Raw genomic sequence first — 15077 nt, 5'->3', positions numbered from 1 at the left:
CCTCCAGACAGGACCATTATCTATCATGAGCCGTACGATAGTCTATGGTCGAAGTTCCAGACGCTCTCAGCACGCTCTTCAGTGCGAAAGTCGAGTCCGACGGGGACCGGTACGTCGTCGAGATTCCGAAACGCGAGGTCAGACACGGGGCCATCGGCCCCGGTGAGACCTACCGTGTCGGTCTCCTCTCACAGGTAGACGGGGAGACGGCGACAGCGGAACCGGAACCGTCACATGAGACCGAGTCGGCCAATACGTCCTCCGGCGTCCCCCAGCCGCCTGTCGACGAGGGGGAGGTCCGCGAGGTAACCATCGAATCGCTCGGCGACCAGGGCGACGGGATCGCCAAAGTCGAGCGCGGCTACGTCGTCATCGTCCCGGACGGACAGCCCGGTGACTCGCCGACCGTAGAGATCGAGACCGTTCAGGAGAACGTGGCCTTCGCCAGCGTCGTCGACACGGACGGTCAACGCGCGTAGCCGGGCCCCGCTTCCGCCAGGAGACCAGCAGGATCTTGTCGGGAAGGACCGCGTGAGCGGTCCGTCCGCCTACTTGAATGGGATCTGTCGCTCACGATAGAGGTCCAAGAACGACTAGTAATCACAGCATCACAAACGTTTATATAATTTAAGTTCGGTATTTAAAACACTATATGGTCGACCCAAAAGAGAGCATTGACATCGAAAATGTCGTTGCTTCGACCGGAATCGGACAGGAACTCGACCTTGAGAGCGTCGCGATGGACCTCGAGGGGGCCGACTACGACCCCGAGCAGTTCCCGGGCCTCGTCTACCGCACACAGGACCCCAAATCCGCCGCCCTCATCTTCCGGTCGGGCAAGATCGTCTGCACCGGCGCGAAGTCGACGGACGACGTGCACCAGAGCCTGCGCATCGTCTTCGATAAGCTCCGCGAACTCAACATCCAGGTCGACGACGACCCGGAGATCGTCGTCCAGAACATCGTCAGCTCCGCCGACCTCGGGAGCTCGCTCAACCTGAACGCCATCGCCATCGGGCTGGGACTGGAGAACATCGAGTACGAGCCCGAGCAGTTCCCGGGCCTCGTCTACCGGCTCGACGAACCCGACGTGGTCGCGCTGCTGTTCGGCTCCGGGAAGCTCGTCGTCACCGGTGGGAAGCGCAAGGAGGACGCCGAAGAGGCCGTCGACACCATCGTCGAGCGCCTCAGCGACCTCGGCCTGCTGGACTAAGAGAACGCGGTCACGCAGTTTTTATCGCCAAGCCGCGCCCCGAGCGACAGTGCCGTCGGCGGCGGCCCGAGACAGGCGCGAACCCCGCGGTTCAAATACCATCGCGCCCAACCCCGTTCCGATGGCAGACCCCGCCTCGACGGGCACCGAGTCCTGGCGCGAGTACTTCGGCTTCGACGAGCCGTACGACAACCAGGCCGACGCTGTCGAGCGGGCGATCGAAGCGGGGAAGGCCCGCGGCTTCCTCGCGATGGAAGGACCCTGCGGGACGGGCAAGACGATGGCCGCGCTCACCGCCGCGGCCACGCTCGTCCGCGACACCGACCTCTACGAGCGCGTCGTCGTCGTCACGCCGGTCAAACAGCAACTTCAGCAGTTCGTCGACGACCTCCGGACGCTCAACGCCGGGCTCGACGATCCGCTTACCGGAATCTCGCTCGTGGGCAAGCGAGACCTCTGTCCGTACGGACGCGAGGGACTGTTCCCCGAGGACGCGAGCACGCACGACCGCTGTGAAGACCTGCGGGAAGCGACGGCCCGCCTCGTGGAGGACGACGGGCGCTCGGACGGGGCGGCCGTCGCGGACGCGGCGGTCGCCGGCGAGGCCGACGACGACGATCAGTGGTGGGACCCGCGGAAGGGACAGGACCTCGCGGCGGCCGCCCGCCCCGACGCCGCCTCGCAGGCGACGCTCGGCGAGGACACGCTCTCGACCGGGGGCGCGAACTCGCCGTACCGACCGAGCCAGCCGACCGCACCGGAGTCGATGGCCGAGGGATCGGACCCGCCGCTGTACTGCCCGTTCGAGGCGGACTGGTACGCCCGCAACAAGGGCTCGCCCGTCGACTTCTCCGCCGGCGAGCACGGCGTCGTGACGATGGCCGACTACCTCCCGGCGGCGACCGAGCGGGGCACGTGTCCCCACCGCGTGATGAGCGTGCTGCTCTCGGCGGCCGACGTGATCGTCGGGAACTACAACCACCTGTTCGATCCGGCGTCCCGACCGCTCCTCTCGGACGTGCTGGACGAGCAGACGCTGGTGATCGTCGACGAGGCCCATCGGCTCGAAGAGCGCGTCAGGGATCTCCTGTCGGACCGACTCGGCCGCCAGACGATCGTCCAGGCGCGCAACGACTGTAACACGCTTATTCAGCGCGCCCAGCAGAGCGCCGACCACAAGCGACAGGTCCGCGAGGTGCTGTCGGCCCGCGAAGTGCCGCTGGACGCCGTCGACCAGGCCCGGAAGTTCTACGACGACCTCCTGGGCTGGCTCGACGACCGCGTCGAGTCATTCCTCGACGCCGAGTACGAAGGGTGGCGCGCGGACCCGTCGACCCTGCCCGAGCACGACCTGGAGATCCCGCTTCGAGACCCCGATACGGTCGAGCAGGACGAACTCACCGAGTGGGCCGAACGCCGGGGCTACGACGGGACCGTCTGGCGGACGCTGTCGCAGGTCGGCGCGGCCGTCGAGGACGTGATCGACCAGCTGGGGCTGACCCGCCAGCCGGTGTGTGCCGCCGTCGGCGTCCTCGCGGGCCACTGGTGGGAGCGCGACCACGCGACCTTCCTCCGAGAGATCGAACTGGAGCACTCGCCCGACGAGCGCCGCCGCGGCGAGGCCGACTACCGCGCTGCCTACACCGCCGGGCTGTGTTGCTACAACTGCATGCCCGCGACGGCGCTCCGGAACGTGTTCGACGACCTCGGCGGCGGCGTCCTCATGAGCGCGACGCTGGAACCGCTCGACGTGTTCACGCGCGTCTCCGGCCTGGACGAGATTGCCGAGAATGGGACGGACGAACGGTCGGGGGCGACCGACGCCGACGAGGAGTCGGGTCGGCCCGTGCGAACGACGACGTACGACCTCCCCTTTCCCCCGGAGAACCGCGCGTCGTATCTCGTCGACGCGACGCCGTTCACCGCGCGCAACCGGGGCGACCCGGCGGCGATGGAGCCGCTGGGCGACGACTGGAACCCCACGCGCGACGAGTACGCCCAGGCCCTCCGGGCGCTCGCGCGCTCGCCGGGCAACGTCATGATCGCGATGCCGAACTACCGCGAGGCGCGCTGGGCCGGCGCGTACCTCGACGAGGCGGTCGACAAGCAGGTGCTGATCGACGAGTCATCCAGCAACGAGGAGACCGAGCGCACGAAGCGGGAGTTCTTCCGCGGCGACGGCCGGGTCCTGGTCACCTCGACGCGCGGGACGCTGACGGAGGGCGTCGACTACGACGGCGCGAAGCTCTCGACCTGCGCGGTGGTCGGCATTCCGCTGGTCAACATCGGCTCGCCGCGCGTTCGCGGCGTCCAGCGGGCCTACGGCGACGCATTCGGCGAGGAAAACGCCTTCGAGTACGCCCTGACCGTCCCCGCGGTCCGACGGGCACGCCAGGCCATCGGTCGCGTCATCCGTGGGGCAGACGAGGTCGGCGTCCGCGCGCTCGTCGGCCGCCGCTACGCTCCGGACGCGCGCCACTCCGTCTACCCCTACCTCCCCGAGGGCGAGCGCGAGGAGTTCACGCGAATGACGCCGGACTTCCTCGCCTCGCAACTGGACTCGTTCTGGGACGACCATCGGTGAGTTCCTGTCGATGAATAGGAACATATGGCGGGCAACGGAAAGCCTATACAGCGTGGAACGAGTGTTTGTATAGATGCCCGAGTGTCAGAACTGCGGCGAGTTCGTTACCGAGCAGTACGTACGGGTCTTCACACCAGAGGCCGTCGAGGGTCACGGGCCGCGCGTCTGCCCGAACTGTGAGGACAAACTCCGGGACGGCGCGGACGTTCGCGAAGCCCGGTCGTCGAGACAATAGGGCGGCTCCTTTTCGGGAAGTACACAAGGCCGGCAGCGCGTAGCTACAGCCATGAGCGAACTCGACGTTGAGGCGGTCGACGAGATCGACGCGCCGACGGGAATCGAGGCGGCGGAGTACGTCCTCTACGGAGGGAAAGGTGGCGTGGGCAAGACGACCTGCGCCGCAGCGACCGCGCTGGCGTCGGCACGCGACGGGACGGCGACGCTCGTCGTCTCGACCGACCCCGCGCACTCTCTCTCCGACACGCTCAACGCCGACATCCCGGCGACGCCGACCCAGATACGCGAGGAGATTCCGCTCTACGCGGCCGAAATCGACCCAGAGGCCGCCGTCGGCGACGGGCCGCTGGGCGTCGACGGCGACGCCTTCGGCGGGATGGGCGACCTGCTGGGCGGCGAGGGAATGATGGGCGGGGCCGGTACAGAGGGAGACGACCCCATCAGCGGCGAAGACGGTCTGCTCGGCGGCTCCATGCCGGGCGCGGACGAGGCCGCCGCAATGCGACTGCTGCTCGACTACGTCGACGACGACCGCTTCGACCGCGTCGTCATCGACACCGCGCCGACGGGCCACACCCTGCGCCTGCTCGAACTCCCCGAGACGATGGACTCGATGGTCGGGAAGATCCTCCAGCTCCGCGAGCGCTTCTCCGGCATGATGGACAACCTCACCGGGATGTTCGGCGGCGATGACGACGACGTGGACGCCGAGGCCGGCATCGAGGACCTCCGGGAACTCTCGGACCGCATCGAGCACCTGCGGTCGATCCTGCAGGACCCGCGGCGGACGGACTTCCGGATCGTGATGGTCCCCGAGGAGCTGTCGGTCGTGGAGTCCGAGCGCCTGCTCGGTCGCCTGGCCGAGTTCGACATCCCCGTCGGCACCGTCGTCGTCAACCGCGTGATGCAGGACCCGAGCGAGGTGTTGGGTGAGGACGTCGACATCCCGGGCCCGAACCACGACGACTGCGAGTTCTGCGCGCGCCGCTGGCAGGTCCAGCAGGACGCGCTGGCCCGCTCCCAGGACATGTTCCGCGGCCACGACGTGCGCCGCGTTCCCCTGTTCGCCGAAGAAGTGCGGGGCGAGCGGCTGCTGGCCGTGGTCGCGGCCTGTCTCGATTGATTAGCTCGTCAGTTTTCGGAACACGTCGAAGGCGGCGTCGCGCCACCGCGCCGGGAGGTAATCGAGCATGAGCAGGAGCTGTGCCCCCTGGCCGACGGGGTATCGGGGTTCGGGGTCGCTCGCGTTCGCGGCGTCGCGGATCGTCAGCGCGACTGCGGCGGGCGCGACCGACAGCGCGTCCCGGACGCCGAAGAGGTTCGAGTCCTCCTGGGCCCGGTAGAGCCAGTCGTACGCGCCGGTCGGCTCCAGTCCGTCCGGCTCCGCATTCGACCGGTCTCCGGCGGCCGCATCGACGGGGCCGGGTTCGACGAGCACCACGTCGACGCCGAACGTCTCGACCTCCATCCGGAGGGCGTCGCTCAGCCCCTCCAGGGCGAACTCCGAGGCGGCGTACGCGCCCTGGTTGGGGAAGGCGATTCGCCCCGCGACGCTGGAGACGTTGACGATGGTCCCGTCCTCGCGGGCCCGCATGTGCGGGAGCGCCTCGCGGACGAGGCGGTGTGGCCCGTAGACGTTCGCGTCGAACTGCTCGTGCAGCGCCGCGGTCGGGACGTCCTCGACCGCGCCGAACTGCGCGGCGCCGGCCCCGTTCACCAGGCAGTCGATCCGCCCCTCCGCCTCGACGAGCGACTCGACGACCCGCTCGCACTCACGCGGGTTCGTCACGTCGAGTTCGGCCGTCTCACAGCCGTCCTCGGCGAGTTCGGAGAGCGCTGACTCGTCGCTCGCGGTCGCCCAGACAGTCCAGTCGTCAGCCAGGAACGCCTCGGCTGTCGCGCGCCCGATACCCGAGGCCGCCCCCGCTATCAGCACCGTCTTCGCCATGTGTTGGCCGGTGGAACACACCCCGGGAAGTTATAGTGTCGGTTGTCGGCGGTCAGGGCTACTGCGACGACGGCCCCGCGTTGGGGCCGGCAGCGCGGTCCCCCGCCGAGGACGACTACGCCGTCACTCGACCGACGCCTTCGCCTCGTCGGCGTAGCTATCGGCCAGCCGCGTCGGTTCCGGGAGTTTGTATCCGTCGGTCGTCGCCTCGACGAGGTGGGCGGCGGTCGACGCCTCGACGCGGTGGCCGGGGCTGACGATGAGGGGGTTGACGTGGCGGTTCGGCGAGTCGTACTGTCGCGTCTGGATGGCGTGCCCGACGAGCGTCCCCGCCGCGCACGTCTCGATCGACTCGTCTGCGGTGATCGGGATCCGCGTGCCGACCGGATACTTCTCGTCCAGCGACCGCTCCGGCGTCCCACAGAGGATGCTCTTGGCGACGCCAACGGCGGGAACGTCGAGCGTGACGCCGATATGAGTCGCCAGTCCGGCCTCTCGGAAGTGAATGCGACCGCTCCCGTCGACGAGGATCACGTCCGGTTCGTGAGTGAGTTCGGCGAACGCTGCGAGTATCGCGCCGCCTTCGCGAAAGGACAGCAGGCCGGGGATGTAGGGGATCTCGGTCCGCTCGACGGCGTGGACGCGCTCGATCACTTCACCACCCCGAAGGACGACGATTGCCGACACGGCCCGGTCCCCGACGAACGCCTGATCGACGCCCGCGACGACCGGCGGGTCCGCGCCAGTGCTGGTCTCCCCCAGCGTGGCCTGCTCGATCTCGATGGGGCCGTCGCCGAGGCGGGCCGGCGACACGTCGAGGGCGTCGCTGAAGCGCGCGGCCTCGGCGATGTCGCGCTGGAGCGCCTCCATCTCCGCCCGCGACAGCGACGGATCGGGGACGAACTCGGGGCGAACGGGCTCCATCGTCACGGTCGTCGGCGACCCGGGCCGCCAGGGCCACCGGGCCCGCGGCCGCCGCCGAACTGTATCTGCCCGGGAATCCGGCTGCGCCCCTTGACCCGCTGACCGTACCACAGGCCGATGACGAGGCCGATGAGGTGGGCGAGGTGTGCGATGTTGCCCGCGAGCAGGCCCGACCCCATCGGATTGAGCGAGCCCATGATGCTCAACAGGAAGTAGAAGCCGGTGATCGCCCAGATGGGGACGGGGATCAGGAAGTAGAGGTACACCTTGAGGTCGGGTTTCAGCACCGTCAGGAACGCCATGATCGCGAGTGCAGCGCCGCTGGCACCGAGGACGCCGGCGCTCGTTCCCTGCACGGCCTGAATCGCGATCTGGCCGAGGCCCGCGAGAACCCCCGAGGCGAGGAAGAACGCCGCGTACTTCTTCGAACCGATCTGTTGCTCGACGAGACGGCCGAAGAAGTAGATGATGATGCCGTTCCCGAAGATGTGATAGAAGCCGAAGGGAGCGTGGGAGAACACCGACGTGACCCACGTCCAGACGTACTCGGGGTGACTCGGGTGGAGCACGAACAGCGCCTGAAACGCGTCGTATCCGAGCGCGAAGATGACGACGTGTTCGAGGATGAACACGATGCCCATGATCGCCAGGAACAGGTACGTGACGTTCCCGCGGAAGTACGCGAGCGGGCCGCCCGTCCCGGTGTTGATGCCGAGGCGGTCGGCGACGCCACCGCTCGACGTGTCGCCGGTGCTCACGCTGTCGTCGAACCCGCTGTCGAACACGCCGCCGGGATCGTCCCAGTTCTGTAACCCGGGACAGTCGTGGGCCTCGGGGAGACGGTGTTCGGAACAGTACGTCCCGCCGCAGTGCCCACACTGATACGGCATGTTCTCTTGCTTCCCACAGGCGTCGCACTCCGACATTAGCTCACGTTAGGAGAGGGCCGTGCAAAGGGATTGTGTTTGAAAAAAGAAACGACGAACGGCAATCCCCCGGAATGTGACGGCCCGACCCGACGAGTCCGCTATTCGTCTTCGTCGGGTGTCTTCTCGGCGTCTCGGAGCACACCGATCCACGCCGAGTCCCCGTCGTACTCGATCGAACCGCCGGACACCTCGATCGTGAGCGCCTCGCCGTCGGCGCGCCGCCCCTCGAACTCCGAGTGGAAGGAATCGAGGTCGTCGGCCTCGGTGGCTCGGATCGAATCGAGGAACTGCGTTTCTTCCCTGTCGGGCGCGAGTATCGTCGGTGACTCGTCGATGAGTTCGCTCTGGTCGTATCCGAAGATGTCCGCCAGCTTCTGGTTCACGTAGACGAACGTCCGGTCCTGAATGATGCAGACGCCCGCGAGTTCCTGCTCGACGAGGCGCTGATACCACGAGAGCGCGTTCCAGAACTGCTGTTCCGTGCGGTGTTGCTCGATCGCGTTCTCGACGCGATTTGCCAGCACCTCGTACGTGTCCGAGCCGGCCCCCTTCTGCATGTAGTCCGTGACGCCCGAGGCGATGGCCTCGCTCGCGATCTCCTCGCTCCCCTTGCCGGTAAAGAGAATGAACGGAACGTCGGGGTAGCGCTCGCGCACGATTTCGAGGAACTCCAGCCCGTCGGTGCTCGGCATCTCGTAGTCGCTGACGATGCAGTCCACGTCCTCGGATTCGAGGAAGTCAAGCGCCGCGACGACGCTGGTCTTCGAGACGACGTGCAGGTCCTCGTTGATGCGAGAGAGGTACAGTTCGACCAGCTCGCCCACCTGCGGGTCGTCGTCGACGTGGAGGAGTGTGGACTCCTGGGACTCCTGATCCGTCGCCAGCGGAATCGGGACTTCCGTCCGTACTCCCTCCGGCGTGTTCGCGGACTCGGTGCGGATCAGCGGAACGCGCCGCGTCGCGGCGCGGCTGCTCCCCCGAATCGTCCCGTCCGGTAACTCGACGGTCTGACCGCCGAGCGCCCACAATTTGTCTTTCCTCATCGGCCGCACCCACGTCGCGTGTGCTGGTCTCGATTCGGTCTGTCGTGACCACGCGTGCACACGTGACTCGGCACAGTGTTTCGTCGAAGTTGCATTGCCACCCGATGCGCGACGTCGCGCCTTCCAGTCTCGTTCTCCGGTAGTAGTTCCGCCATCGATACCCAATCCTGCATCTCCCTTACGTCGCTGTCCACTAAACAATATTGATAGTTTCAGCGAACGATTTCGCTCAATCAATCGCCGTCATGCATCATTCGACGGAGTGGCTATTCTCAGGAATGTTAACCGCAGTCTCCAAGTTAGTTTTGTGGTAGTTGACTATTATTTTCAGAGTTAATATAAGCTATTATATGTAGGTACTATTCAAATATTTTTAATTTACATCCCATCGACAGTCAAATCGTATCATGTCCGATACCACCATGCGCGAATACCTCGCAGAGCACCCGAAAATGGCCGGCGCCCTCTTCACCCTCCTGATGCTGCTGACGCAGGCGGGGAACGCGGCGGCGAACAATAACACCTACTTCGGCCCATAAGAGGCGTTTCAAGCAATACTCGTAAGTTAATTACTGCATTGCTCCTCTGACAGATAGAGGCAGTGGTCAAAAGATCGTGCGTAAATCGATCGACGTACTCCAGTGCAGATTGCCGTCAATTCTTACAGGAACCTCCTGAAGACTGAGAAATTCAGAGAGATCATCGTGGGACGCATGGAACGTCCCTAGTTGACCAGACGTCAAGAAGTGATCCTCACAGCTATCGATAAATGGCATGACAATGGATCCGAGACTTTTGATATCCGTCGGATAGGTATGCATGGAAACGTCAAATCCATCTTCTGCCTCGGTAATCTCGAGTAGGTTGGGCGTCCCACTCTGGACTTGCGTTACCGTGATGCCGCCGTCACCGACGACGATGTACTGGCCGCCGAGGATGCTCTCGTCGCGGGCGATGGTCAGCGCCGCCCGGAGCGGGAAGCCACAGTTCATCAGGCGGGCGACGGTCTCGCCGATTCTGACCGCGCCGTCGTTGAGGACCTCGTTGAGGGTGACGATACCGCCGATCGCACCGTTCTCGACGAGCGCGAGGCCCTGATTGTAGGAGTTACACGCGTTCAGGAGGAACGTGTCCACGCCGACGGAATCGAGTTCCGTCGCGTCGAGTTTCCCGTCGGTGCAGGTAAAGCCCTCGTAGTCGGTGTGGCCGATGTAGTGGAAGAACTCCGTATCCGAGGTGAGAACGGCTTCGAGTTCGGCCCGCGTCAGGTCCTGCTCGACCGTCACGTCGAAGGGAAGGTCTTCGCGTGACCCGTACACCTCGTCGACGACCTGGCGCTCGGCCTCCATCCGGGTGTCGTTCTGGACAACGGTGATGGAGATGTCGCCGGCGTTGCGCTCGCGGTCGAGGCGGTGCTGGAACGCCTCGACGGTGAGCTTGCTCGCGCCGATGGGGATGCTGTCGCCGATCCAGGCCTGTTCGAGCGTGTCCGCGGGCTGGGGCTGGACGTAGTCGTCCCTGGCGGGTGCGGTGTCGGCGGTGGCCGCGCGAGTGACGGCGCCGGTGCTGGCCGAGCGGGTGATCACGTCGTTGCGGGTGAACTCCGCCTCGGCCTCGGCCGGAATGCTCGCCTCGCTCATCGTCGGCTGCGGGTGCGTTCGGATCAGCGCGAGGTCGTCGACGACGTAGGGCAACTGCTCGGCGTTGGCGGCGACGGGGTCGACGTGGGCCGTCAGCCGCCACTCCGGGATGTGCTCCTCGAGCACCTCGTAGGGGACGTCGAGGTACGCGGCGACCTGTTCGGCGAGCGGGGCGTCGTACAGCGCCGCGAAGTCGAGGTCGACGTACGGCTCGATGGCGTGACGCTCGTGGAGCGAAATCTGGTGGAACCCCTCGGTTCGCGTCACGCAGTCGAGGAAGAACAGTCGCTTGAGCGTCCGTCCGACCTCGGTCTCGAAGCCCCGCTGCGTGTCGAGCGAGTACGAAAATCCGGTGTCGGTGACGAGGCGGGGCTCCGACCCGGGGACGAGCGACGCGCCGAGGTAGTACGACAGCGGGGCGGCGACGAATATCGACGCGAGGTCGGGCGGGAGTTCCAGGCGCACACCGGTGTCGGGTACGTCGATCCCCGACGGGATGTCGAGGCTGTCGCCGATCTCGATGGCCGGCGGGTGACCGCGGAGCGTCGGATACGAGCGCTCCGGATCGTGGGCCTTCAGCGCCGACCCGAAGGTCTCGACGGCGGCCATCATGTCCTCCGGGTCCTCGGTGGTCGTCACGGTCGCCGCCGGTCGGTCGTGCTGAGAGCGCGCGCCGAGCAGTACTTCGGTCGGGGATTCGAACTCGATGCGCGTCTCGTTCAGGTCGACGGACACCTCGAAGGCGGCGTCGAGGTGGACGTAGGTCTTGATCTGCGTGCAGGGGTCGAGGATATACGAGTCCGCGTCGAACGACTCGGACTCGAACTGCTGGACCTCGCCGACCATCGATCCCTCGGCGTCGCGGACGTACACCATGACGACCGTCGGGAGCACGATCTCGGTCGTCCGTATCGAGACGGCGTCGCTGACGGGGAACAGAAACGGATCGGTCGAGGCCGGTTCGCAGTCGATGGGACCTGGCGTGTAGAGGCGGTAGCGCTGGCGCTCGATCTCGTCGATGACCTGAATCCCGTGCTGGTCGTCGAGCGGTTCGAAAGTGAGAGTCATGGGGCGAGAGTGGAGGGAGTCGTGGAGGTCTCGTCTCGACCGAACGGTCGATAGCGGCAAAAAGATATCGCCACCACCCTGCATTCTCAGTGACCGCGATCGGAAACCCCGGGCCGGCGGGCCGATCCGGAATGGGTACGAGGCCACGACGGCGAGGCCGCGGCCGAAACTGGCGACGCGTTTCGGTGGGAGCGAAGCGAGTAAGGGGGTCCCGTTCCAACGGGTAGATAGTGAAGGAGTTCGAGCGCAAGCAACTGCTAGAGCGCATCGAACGGGACAGCGCGACCGTCGGTGCGGACATCCCCGACGAGATCACGATCCAGGGCGAGGAGGTCGAACTGCGGTCGTTCGTCTTCGAGATCAAGCGCCGGGACACGATTCCGCAGGGCGAGCGAGAGCGGGTGACGCAGGCGAAGAAGAACCTGCGGCGCGAGCGCCTCCAGCGCAAGCAGCGCATCGAGGACGGCGAGGTGAGGTACGAGCGCGGCGAGGAACTGGCGAGCGCCATCATCGGCATCGACCGCGCGCTCAACGCGCTCGAACAGCTCGGGCCCGCGAACCTCGAACAGGAGTCGCGGGCACAGGAGACCGCCGACAGGAAGCGCTGGATGAAGTTCTTACAGAAGGCGCTGGGACACGAGGACGCGGACTCCGGCACGGGCCGTGCCGGGCGGAGCCTCTGACATGAGCCGGAACGACGAAATCGCGACGCTGCTGGAAGAGTTCGCCGACCTGCTGGACGCGAAGGGCGTCGAGTACAAGCCCCGCGCGTACCGCCGGGCGGCCGAGAACATCAGGGACTACCCCGGCGCGATAGAGGGACTGGCAGCCGACGGTGAGGAGCGCGTCGGCGAGATCGACGGCGTGGGCGACGCCATCTCAGCGAAGGTCGTCGAGTACGTCGAGACGGGGGAAATCGAGGAGCTGACCGAGCTCCGCGAGGAGCTCCCGGTCGAGATGGACGCGCTGACCGCCGTCGAAGGGGTCGGTCCCAAGTCGGTCGGGTCGCTGTACGAGGCCCTCGGCATCACCACGCTGGACGAACTCGAAGCCGCCGCCGAGGCCGGCGAAATCCAGGAGGTGTCGGGATTCGGCGCGAAGACCGAGCAGAACATCCTCGACAACATCGACTTCGCGCGCGAGGCCCACGAGCGGTCGCTGCTGGGCGAGGCCAGGCCCTACGGCGACCGCATCCGCGAGTACATGGCCGACGGGGACGCCGTCGACCGATGTGCGCTCGGCGGTTCGATCCGCCGCTGGCGGCCGACCATCGGCGACGTGGACGTGCTGGTCGCCAGCCGCGAGCCAGAGTCGGTACTCGAGCGGTTCACCGACTGGGGTGAACTCGACCGGGTCGTCGAGTCCGGGGAGACGAAAGCGAGCGCGTACGCCGACGACGTTCGCGTCGACCTGCGCGTCGTCGTCCCGGCGGAGTTCGGCGCGGCGCTGCAGTACTTCACCGGGAGCAAGGACCACAACGTCGCCGTCCGCAACCGCGCCATCGACCGGGACCTGAAGGTCAACGAGTACGGGGTCTTCGGAGAGGTGCGAAGCACCTCAAGCAGTCGGACGCAGTCCGACGACGACGTGGCCGGCGTCGAGGACGACGACCAGCGCGCGGGCGAGCGAGTCGCCGGCGAGACCGAGGAAGGGGTCTACGAGGCCCTCGGGATGGAATGGATGGCCCCGGAACTCCGCGAGAACCGCGGCGAGGTCGAGGCCGCCGCCGAGGGCGCGCTCCCGGACCTGCTCTCGGAGGGCGCGATTCGCGGCGACCTCCACACGCACACGGACTGGTCGGACGGGCGCACCACCGTCGCGGAACTGGTCGCGGGCGCGGCCGACTTCGGCCACGACTACGTCGCGATCAGCGATCACGCGACGGGGCCCGGGATGGTCGGTGGCGTCGGCGTCTCCGACGACGACCTCCGCGAGCAAATCGAGGCGGTCGAGGCCGTGGCGGCCGACGCCGACATCGACGTGTTCACCGGCGTGGAGGCGAACATCGCCGAGGACGGGAGCGTCTCGGTCGCCGACGACCTGCTCGTCGAACTGGACGTGGTCGTCGCCTCGCCCCACGCCGCGCTCGACGGGGACGGCACGGACCGCCTCGTCGCGGCGGCGAAACACCCCCACGTGAACGTCATCGGCCACCCGACCGGCCGGTATCTGAACCGACGCCCCGGGCTCGACGTGGATATCGACCGGCTGGCCGAAACGGCCGCCGAACACGACACGGCGCTGGAGATCAACGCCAATCCCGCCCGCCTCGACCTGAGCGGCCACGCCGTCAAGCGGGCCATCGAGGCCGGCGCGACGATCGTCATCAACACGGACGCCCACAGCCCCGGCGACTTCGGCCTCGTTCGCTACGGCGTCCACACGGCCCGGCGCGGGTGGGCCGAGGCCGATGACGTGCTCAACACCCGCGACGCCGACGGCGTCCGCGAGTTCTTCGATGTTTGAGGCGCGGGAGCGACTCTTGCTCGACGCGATGCTCGGCAAGCTGGCGACGTACCTGCGGATGTGCGGCTACGACGCGGCCTACGCGCTCGACCGCGACGCGGAGGCCGACGACGCCGCGCTCGCCCTCGCCGTCTCGGAGGACCGACTGCTCCTCACGCGGGACGAACACCTCGCGAACCGCGCCCCGGAGAGCGTCCTCCTCAGAGAGCGCGACGTGACCGACCAGCTCCGCGAACTCGCCGCCGCGGGCCTCGACCTGGAACTGCCCGCGGAGCCGACACGCTGTGGCGTCTGTAACGGCCCGGTCGAACGGGTCGAGTCGTCTGCGCGGACGCCGGAGTACGCACCCGACGCCGGCGACGAACGGGTCTGGCGCTGCGCGGACTGCGGGCAGCACTTCTGGAAGGGGAGTCACTGGGACGCGGTGGCGGCGACGCTCGACGGGCTGTGACCCCGGTCGTCCCGGCGGCCCTGGGGGCCGGCCGTCTTGTGGGGATTCAGAACACCGAAATACGTGGTCCACCTATCCGCCGGCGATGACCCTCTCGGAGGAGGCCCGCGAGCGACTCGCCGACATCGTCGAACTGCAGCCGACGAAGAACAGCGAGTTACAGGAGCGCTGGGGCATGGACAGCGGGAGCGAGGTCCACCAGTATCTCGAGTCCGAACTCAAGGAGCACTACTATCGCGACGACAACAGTCTGATCTGTGCGACGCCGGAAGCGACGACGCTCATCGACGGCGCGGACTCGGACCGCATCCAGACGGTGACAGTCACGCCGCTCCAGCAGGCCATCGTCGACGTGATCGCCGGTCCCGACGAGGAGAGCCAGAGCGTCGTGGCCGTGTTGCACGCACTGCGCGACGTCGGCGAAGACCGCGAGACCGACGAGGTCCGGTCCGCACTGCGAAGTCTCGCCGACAAGGGCATCGTCGAGACGATACAGAAGACCGTCCCGACGTTCAGGCTGGCGGTCGCGCGCGACGAACTGGACATCGAACTGGCCGAGGAGTAACGCCGCACA

Annotated in this window: 15 protein-coding genes; 10 read left to right on the top strand and 5 right to left on the bottom strand. The window is 66.8% G+C overall.

From position 1 onward, the window contains the following. Positions 1-44: 44 nt before the first annotated feature. The 5 genes from ACOZ4I_RS04480 (at position 45) to ACOZ4I_RS04460 (ending at position 5157) form a co-directional block, all read left to right on the top strand. Positions 45-479, top strand: coding sequence for a TRAM domain-containing protein (locus ACOZ4I_RS04480; protein WP_424003445.1), 435 nt, complete (start codon positions 45-47; stop codon positions 477-479). Between the two features lie 173 nt (positions 480-652). Beyond that, on the top strand, positions 653-1213 hold the full coding sequence (locus tag ACOZ4I_RS04475) for a TATA-box-binding protein (protein ID WP_162411903.1): 561 nt from the start codon (positions 653-655) through the stop codon (positions 1211-1213). A 121-nt stretch (positions 1214-1334) separates the two neighbouring features. After that, entirely contained in the window at positions 1335-3797 is a 2463-nt protein-coding gene (locus ACOZ4I_RS04470; RefSeq protein WP_424003443.1) for an ATP-dependent DNA helicase, read from the top strand. Positions 3798-3870: 73 nt separating this feature from the next. Next, positions 3871-4032, top strand: coding sequence for a DUF7563 family protein (locus ACOZ4I_RS04465; RefSeq protein WP_004516852.1), 162 nt, complete (start codon positions 3871-3873; stop codon positions 4030-4032). Between the two features lie 51 nt (positions 4033-4083). Further along, on the top strand, positions 4084-5157 hold the full coding sequence (locus ACOZ4I_RS04460) for an ArsA family ATPase (protein ID WP_424003440.1): 1074 nt from the start codon (positions 4084-4086) through the stop codon (positions 5155-5157). Here the strand turns inward: ACOZ4I_RS04460 and ACOZ4I_RS04455 are convergent, their stop codons facing one another. From ACOZ4I_RS04455 to ACOZ4I_RS04440, 4 genes are all read right to left on the bottom strand, one after another. Then, complete coding sequence (locus ACOZ4I_RS04455; RefSeq protein WP_424003438.1) at positions 5158-5982, bottom strand: SDR family oxidoreductase; 825 nt, start codon at positions 5980-5982, stop codon at positions 5158-5160. 123 nt (positions 5983-6105) lie between these two features. Continuing rightward, entirely contained in the window at positions 6106-6906 is an 801-nt protein-coding gene (locus ACOZ4I_RS04450) for an endonuclease V (RefSeq protein WP_424003436.1), read from the bottom strand. Between the two features lie 2 nt (positions 6907-6908). After that, on the bottom strand, positions 6909-7832 hold the full coding sequence (locus ACOZ4I_RS04445) for a rhomboid family intramembrane serine protease (RefSeq protein ID WP_424003434.1): 924 nt from the start codon (positions 7830-7832) through the stop codon (positions 6909-6911). 101 nt (positions 7833-7933) lie between these two features. After that, on the bottom strand, positions 7934-8878 hold the full coding sequence (locus ACOZ4I_RS04440) for a response regulator (RefSeq protein WP_424003432.1): 945 nt from the start codon (positions 8876-8878) through the stop codon (positions 7934-7936). Between the two features lie 407 nt (positions 8879-9285). On the opposite strand from ACOZ4I_RS04440, the gene ACOZ4I_RS04435 reads away from it, so the two are divergent. Beyond that, positions 9286-9417, top strand: coding sequence for a DUF7503 family protein (locus ACOZ4I_RS04435; RefSeq protein ID WP_424003430.1), 132 nt, complete (start codon positions 9286-9288; stop codon positions 9415-9417). A 66-nt stretch (positions 9418-9483) separates the two neighbouring features. Here ACOZ4I_RS04435 and ACOZ4I_RS04430 read toward each other — a convergent pair whose 3' ends face one another. Beyond that, the gene (locus tag ACOZ4I_RS04430) at positions 9484-11586 is read right to left on the bottom strand and encodes a hypothetical protein (RefSeq protein ID WP_424003428.1); all 2103 of its coding nucleotides are present in this window, start codon (positions 11584-11586) and stop codon (positions 9484-9486) included. A 230-nt stretch (positions 11587-11816) separates the two neighbouring features. On the opposite strand from ACOZ4I_RS04430, the gene ACOZ4I_RS04425 reads away from it, so the two are divergent. The 4 genes from ACOZ4I_RS04425 to ACOZ4I_RS04410 all read left to right on the top strand — a co-directional run bounded on the left by ACOZ4I_RS04425 (position 11817) and on the right by ACOZ4I_RS04410 (position 15068). Next, complete coding sequence (locus tag ACOZ4I_RS04425; protein ID WP_424003426.1) at positions 11817-12269, top strand: DUF5788 family protein; 453 nt, start codon at positions 11817-11819, stop codon at positions 12267-12269. Position 12270: 1 nt separating this feature from the next. After that, positions 12271-14052, top strand: a complete 1782-nt coding sequence (gene polX / locus ACOZ4I_RS04420) for a DNA polymerase/3'-5' exonuclease PolX (RefSeq protein ID WP_424003424.1) — start codon at positions 12271-12273, stop codon at positions 14050-14052. Next, positions 14045-14503, top strand: coding sequence for a Mut7-C RNAse domain-containing protein (locus tag ACOZ4I_RS04415; RefSeq protein ID WP_424003422.1), 459 nt, complete (start codon positions 14045-14047; stop codon positions 14501-14503). Before polX ends, ACOZ4I_RS04415 begins: the two co-directional genes overlap by 8 nt. Positions 14504-14588: 85 nt before the next feature. After that, entirely contained in the window at positions 14589-15068 is a 480-nt protein-coding gene (locus tag ACOZ4I_RS04410; protein ID WP_424003420.1) for a DUF5797 family protein, read from the top strand. Positions 15069-15077 lie beyond the last annotated feature (9 nt).

The organism is Haloarcula salina, from assembly GCF_049603855.1.
Taxonomy (GTDB): domain Archaea; phylum Halobacteriota; class Halobacteria; order Halobacteriales; family Haloarculaceae; genus Haloarcula; species Haloarcula salina_A.
This window is presented reverse-complemented; position numbering and strand designations above follow the sequence as displayed.

Bases quoted from the DNA above. Each gene is read 5' to 3' on its own strand.
- ACOZ4I_RS04480 (WP_424003445.1), top strand. From the start codon at position 45: ATGGTCGAAGTTCCAGACGCTCTCAGCACGCTCTTCAGTGCGAAAGTC.
- ACOZ4I_RS04475 (WP_162411903.1), top strand. From the start codon at position 653: ATGGTCGACCCAAAAGAGAGCATTGACATCGAAAATGTCGTTGCTTCG.
- ACOZ4I_RS04470 (WP_424003443.1), top strand. From the start codon at position 1,335: ATGGCAGACCCCGCCTCGACGGGCACCGAGTCCTGGCGCGAGTACTTC.
- ACOZ4I_RS04465 (WP_004516852.1), top strand. From the start codon at position 3,871: ATGCCCGAGTGTCAGAACTGCGGCGAGTTCGTTACCGAGCAGTACGTA.
- ACOZ4I_RS04460 (WP_424003440.1), top strand. From the start codon at position 4,084: ATGAGCGAACTCGACGTTGAGGCGGTCGACGAGATCGACGCGCCGACG.
- ACOZ4I_RS04455 (WP_424003438.1), bottom strand. From the start codon at position 5,982: ATGGCGAAGACGGTGCTGATAGCGGGGGCGGCCTCGGGTATCGGGCGC.
- ACOZ4I_RS04450 (WP_424003436.1), bottom strand. From the start codon at position 6,906: ATGGAGCCCGTTCGCCCCGAGTTCGTCCCCGATCCGTCGCTGTCGCGG.
- ACOZ4I_RS04445 (WP_424003434.1), bottom strand. From the start codon at position 7,832: ATGTCGGAGTGCGACGCCTGTGGGAAGCAAGAGAACATGCCGTATCAG.
- ACOZ4I_RS04440 (WP_424003432.1), bottom strand. From the start codon at position 8,878: ATGAGGAAAGACAAATTGTGGGCGCTCGGCGGTCAGACCGTCGAGTTA.
- ACOZ4I_RS04435 (WP_424003430.1), top strand. From the start codon at position 9,286: ATGTCCGATACCACCATGCGCGAATACCTCGCAGAGCACCCGAAAATG.
- ACOZ4I_RS04430 (WP_424003428.1), bottom strand. From the start codon at position 11,586: ATGACTCTCACTTTCGAACCGCTCGACGACCAGCACGGGATTCAGGTC.
- polX (WP_424003424.1), top strand. From the start codon at position 12,271: ATGAGCCGGAACGACGAAATCGCGACGCTGCTGGAAGAGTTCGCCGAC.
- ACOZ4I_RS04415 (WP_424003422.1), top strand. From the start codon at position 14,045: ATGTTTGAGGCGCGGGAGCGACTCTTGCTCGACGCGATGCTCGGCAAG.
- ACOZ4I_RS04410 (WP_424003420.1), top strand. From the start codon at position 14,589: ATGACCCTCTCGGAGGAGGCCCGCGAGCGACTCGCCGACATCGTCGAA.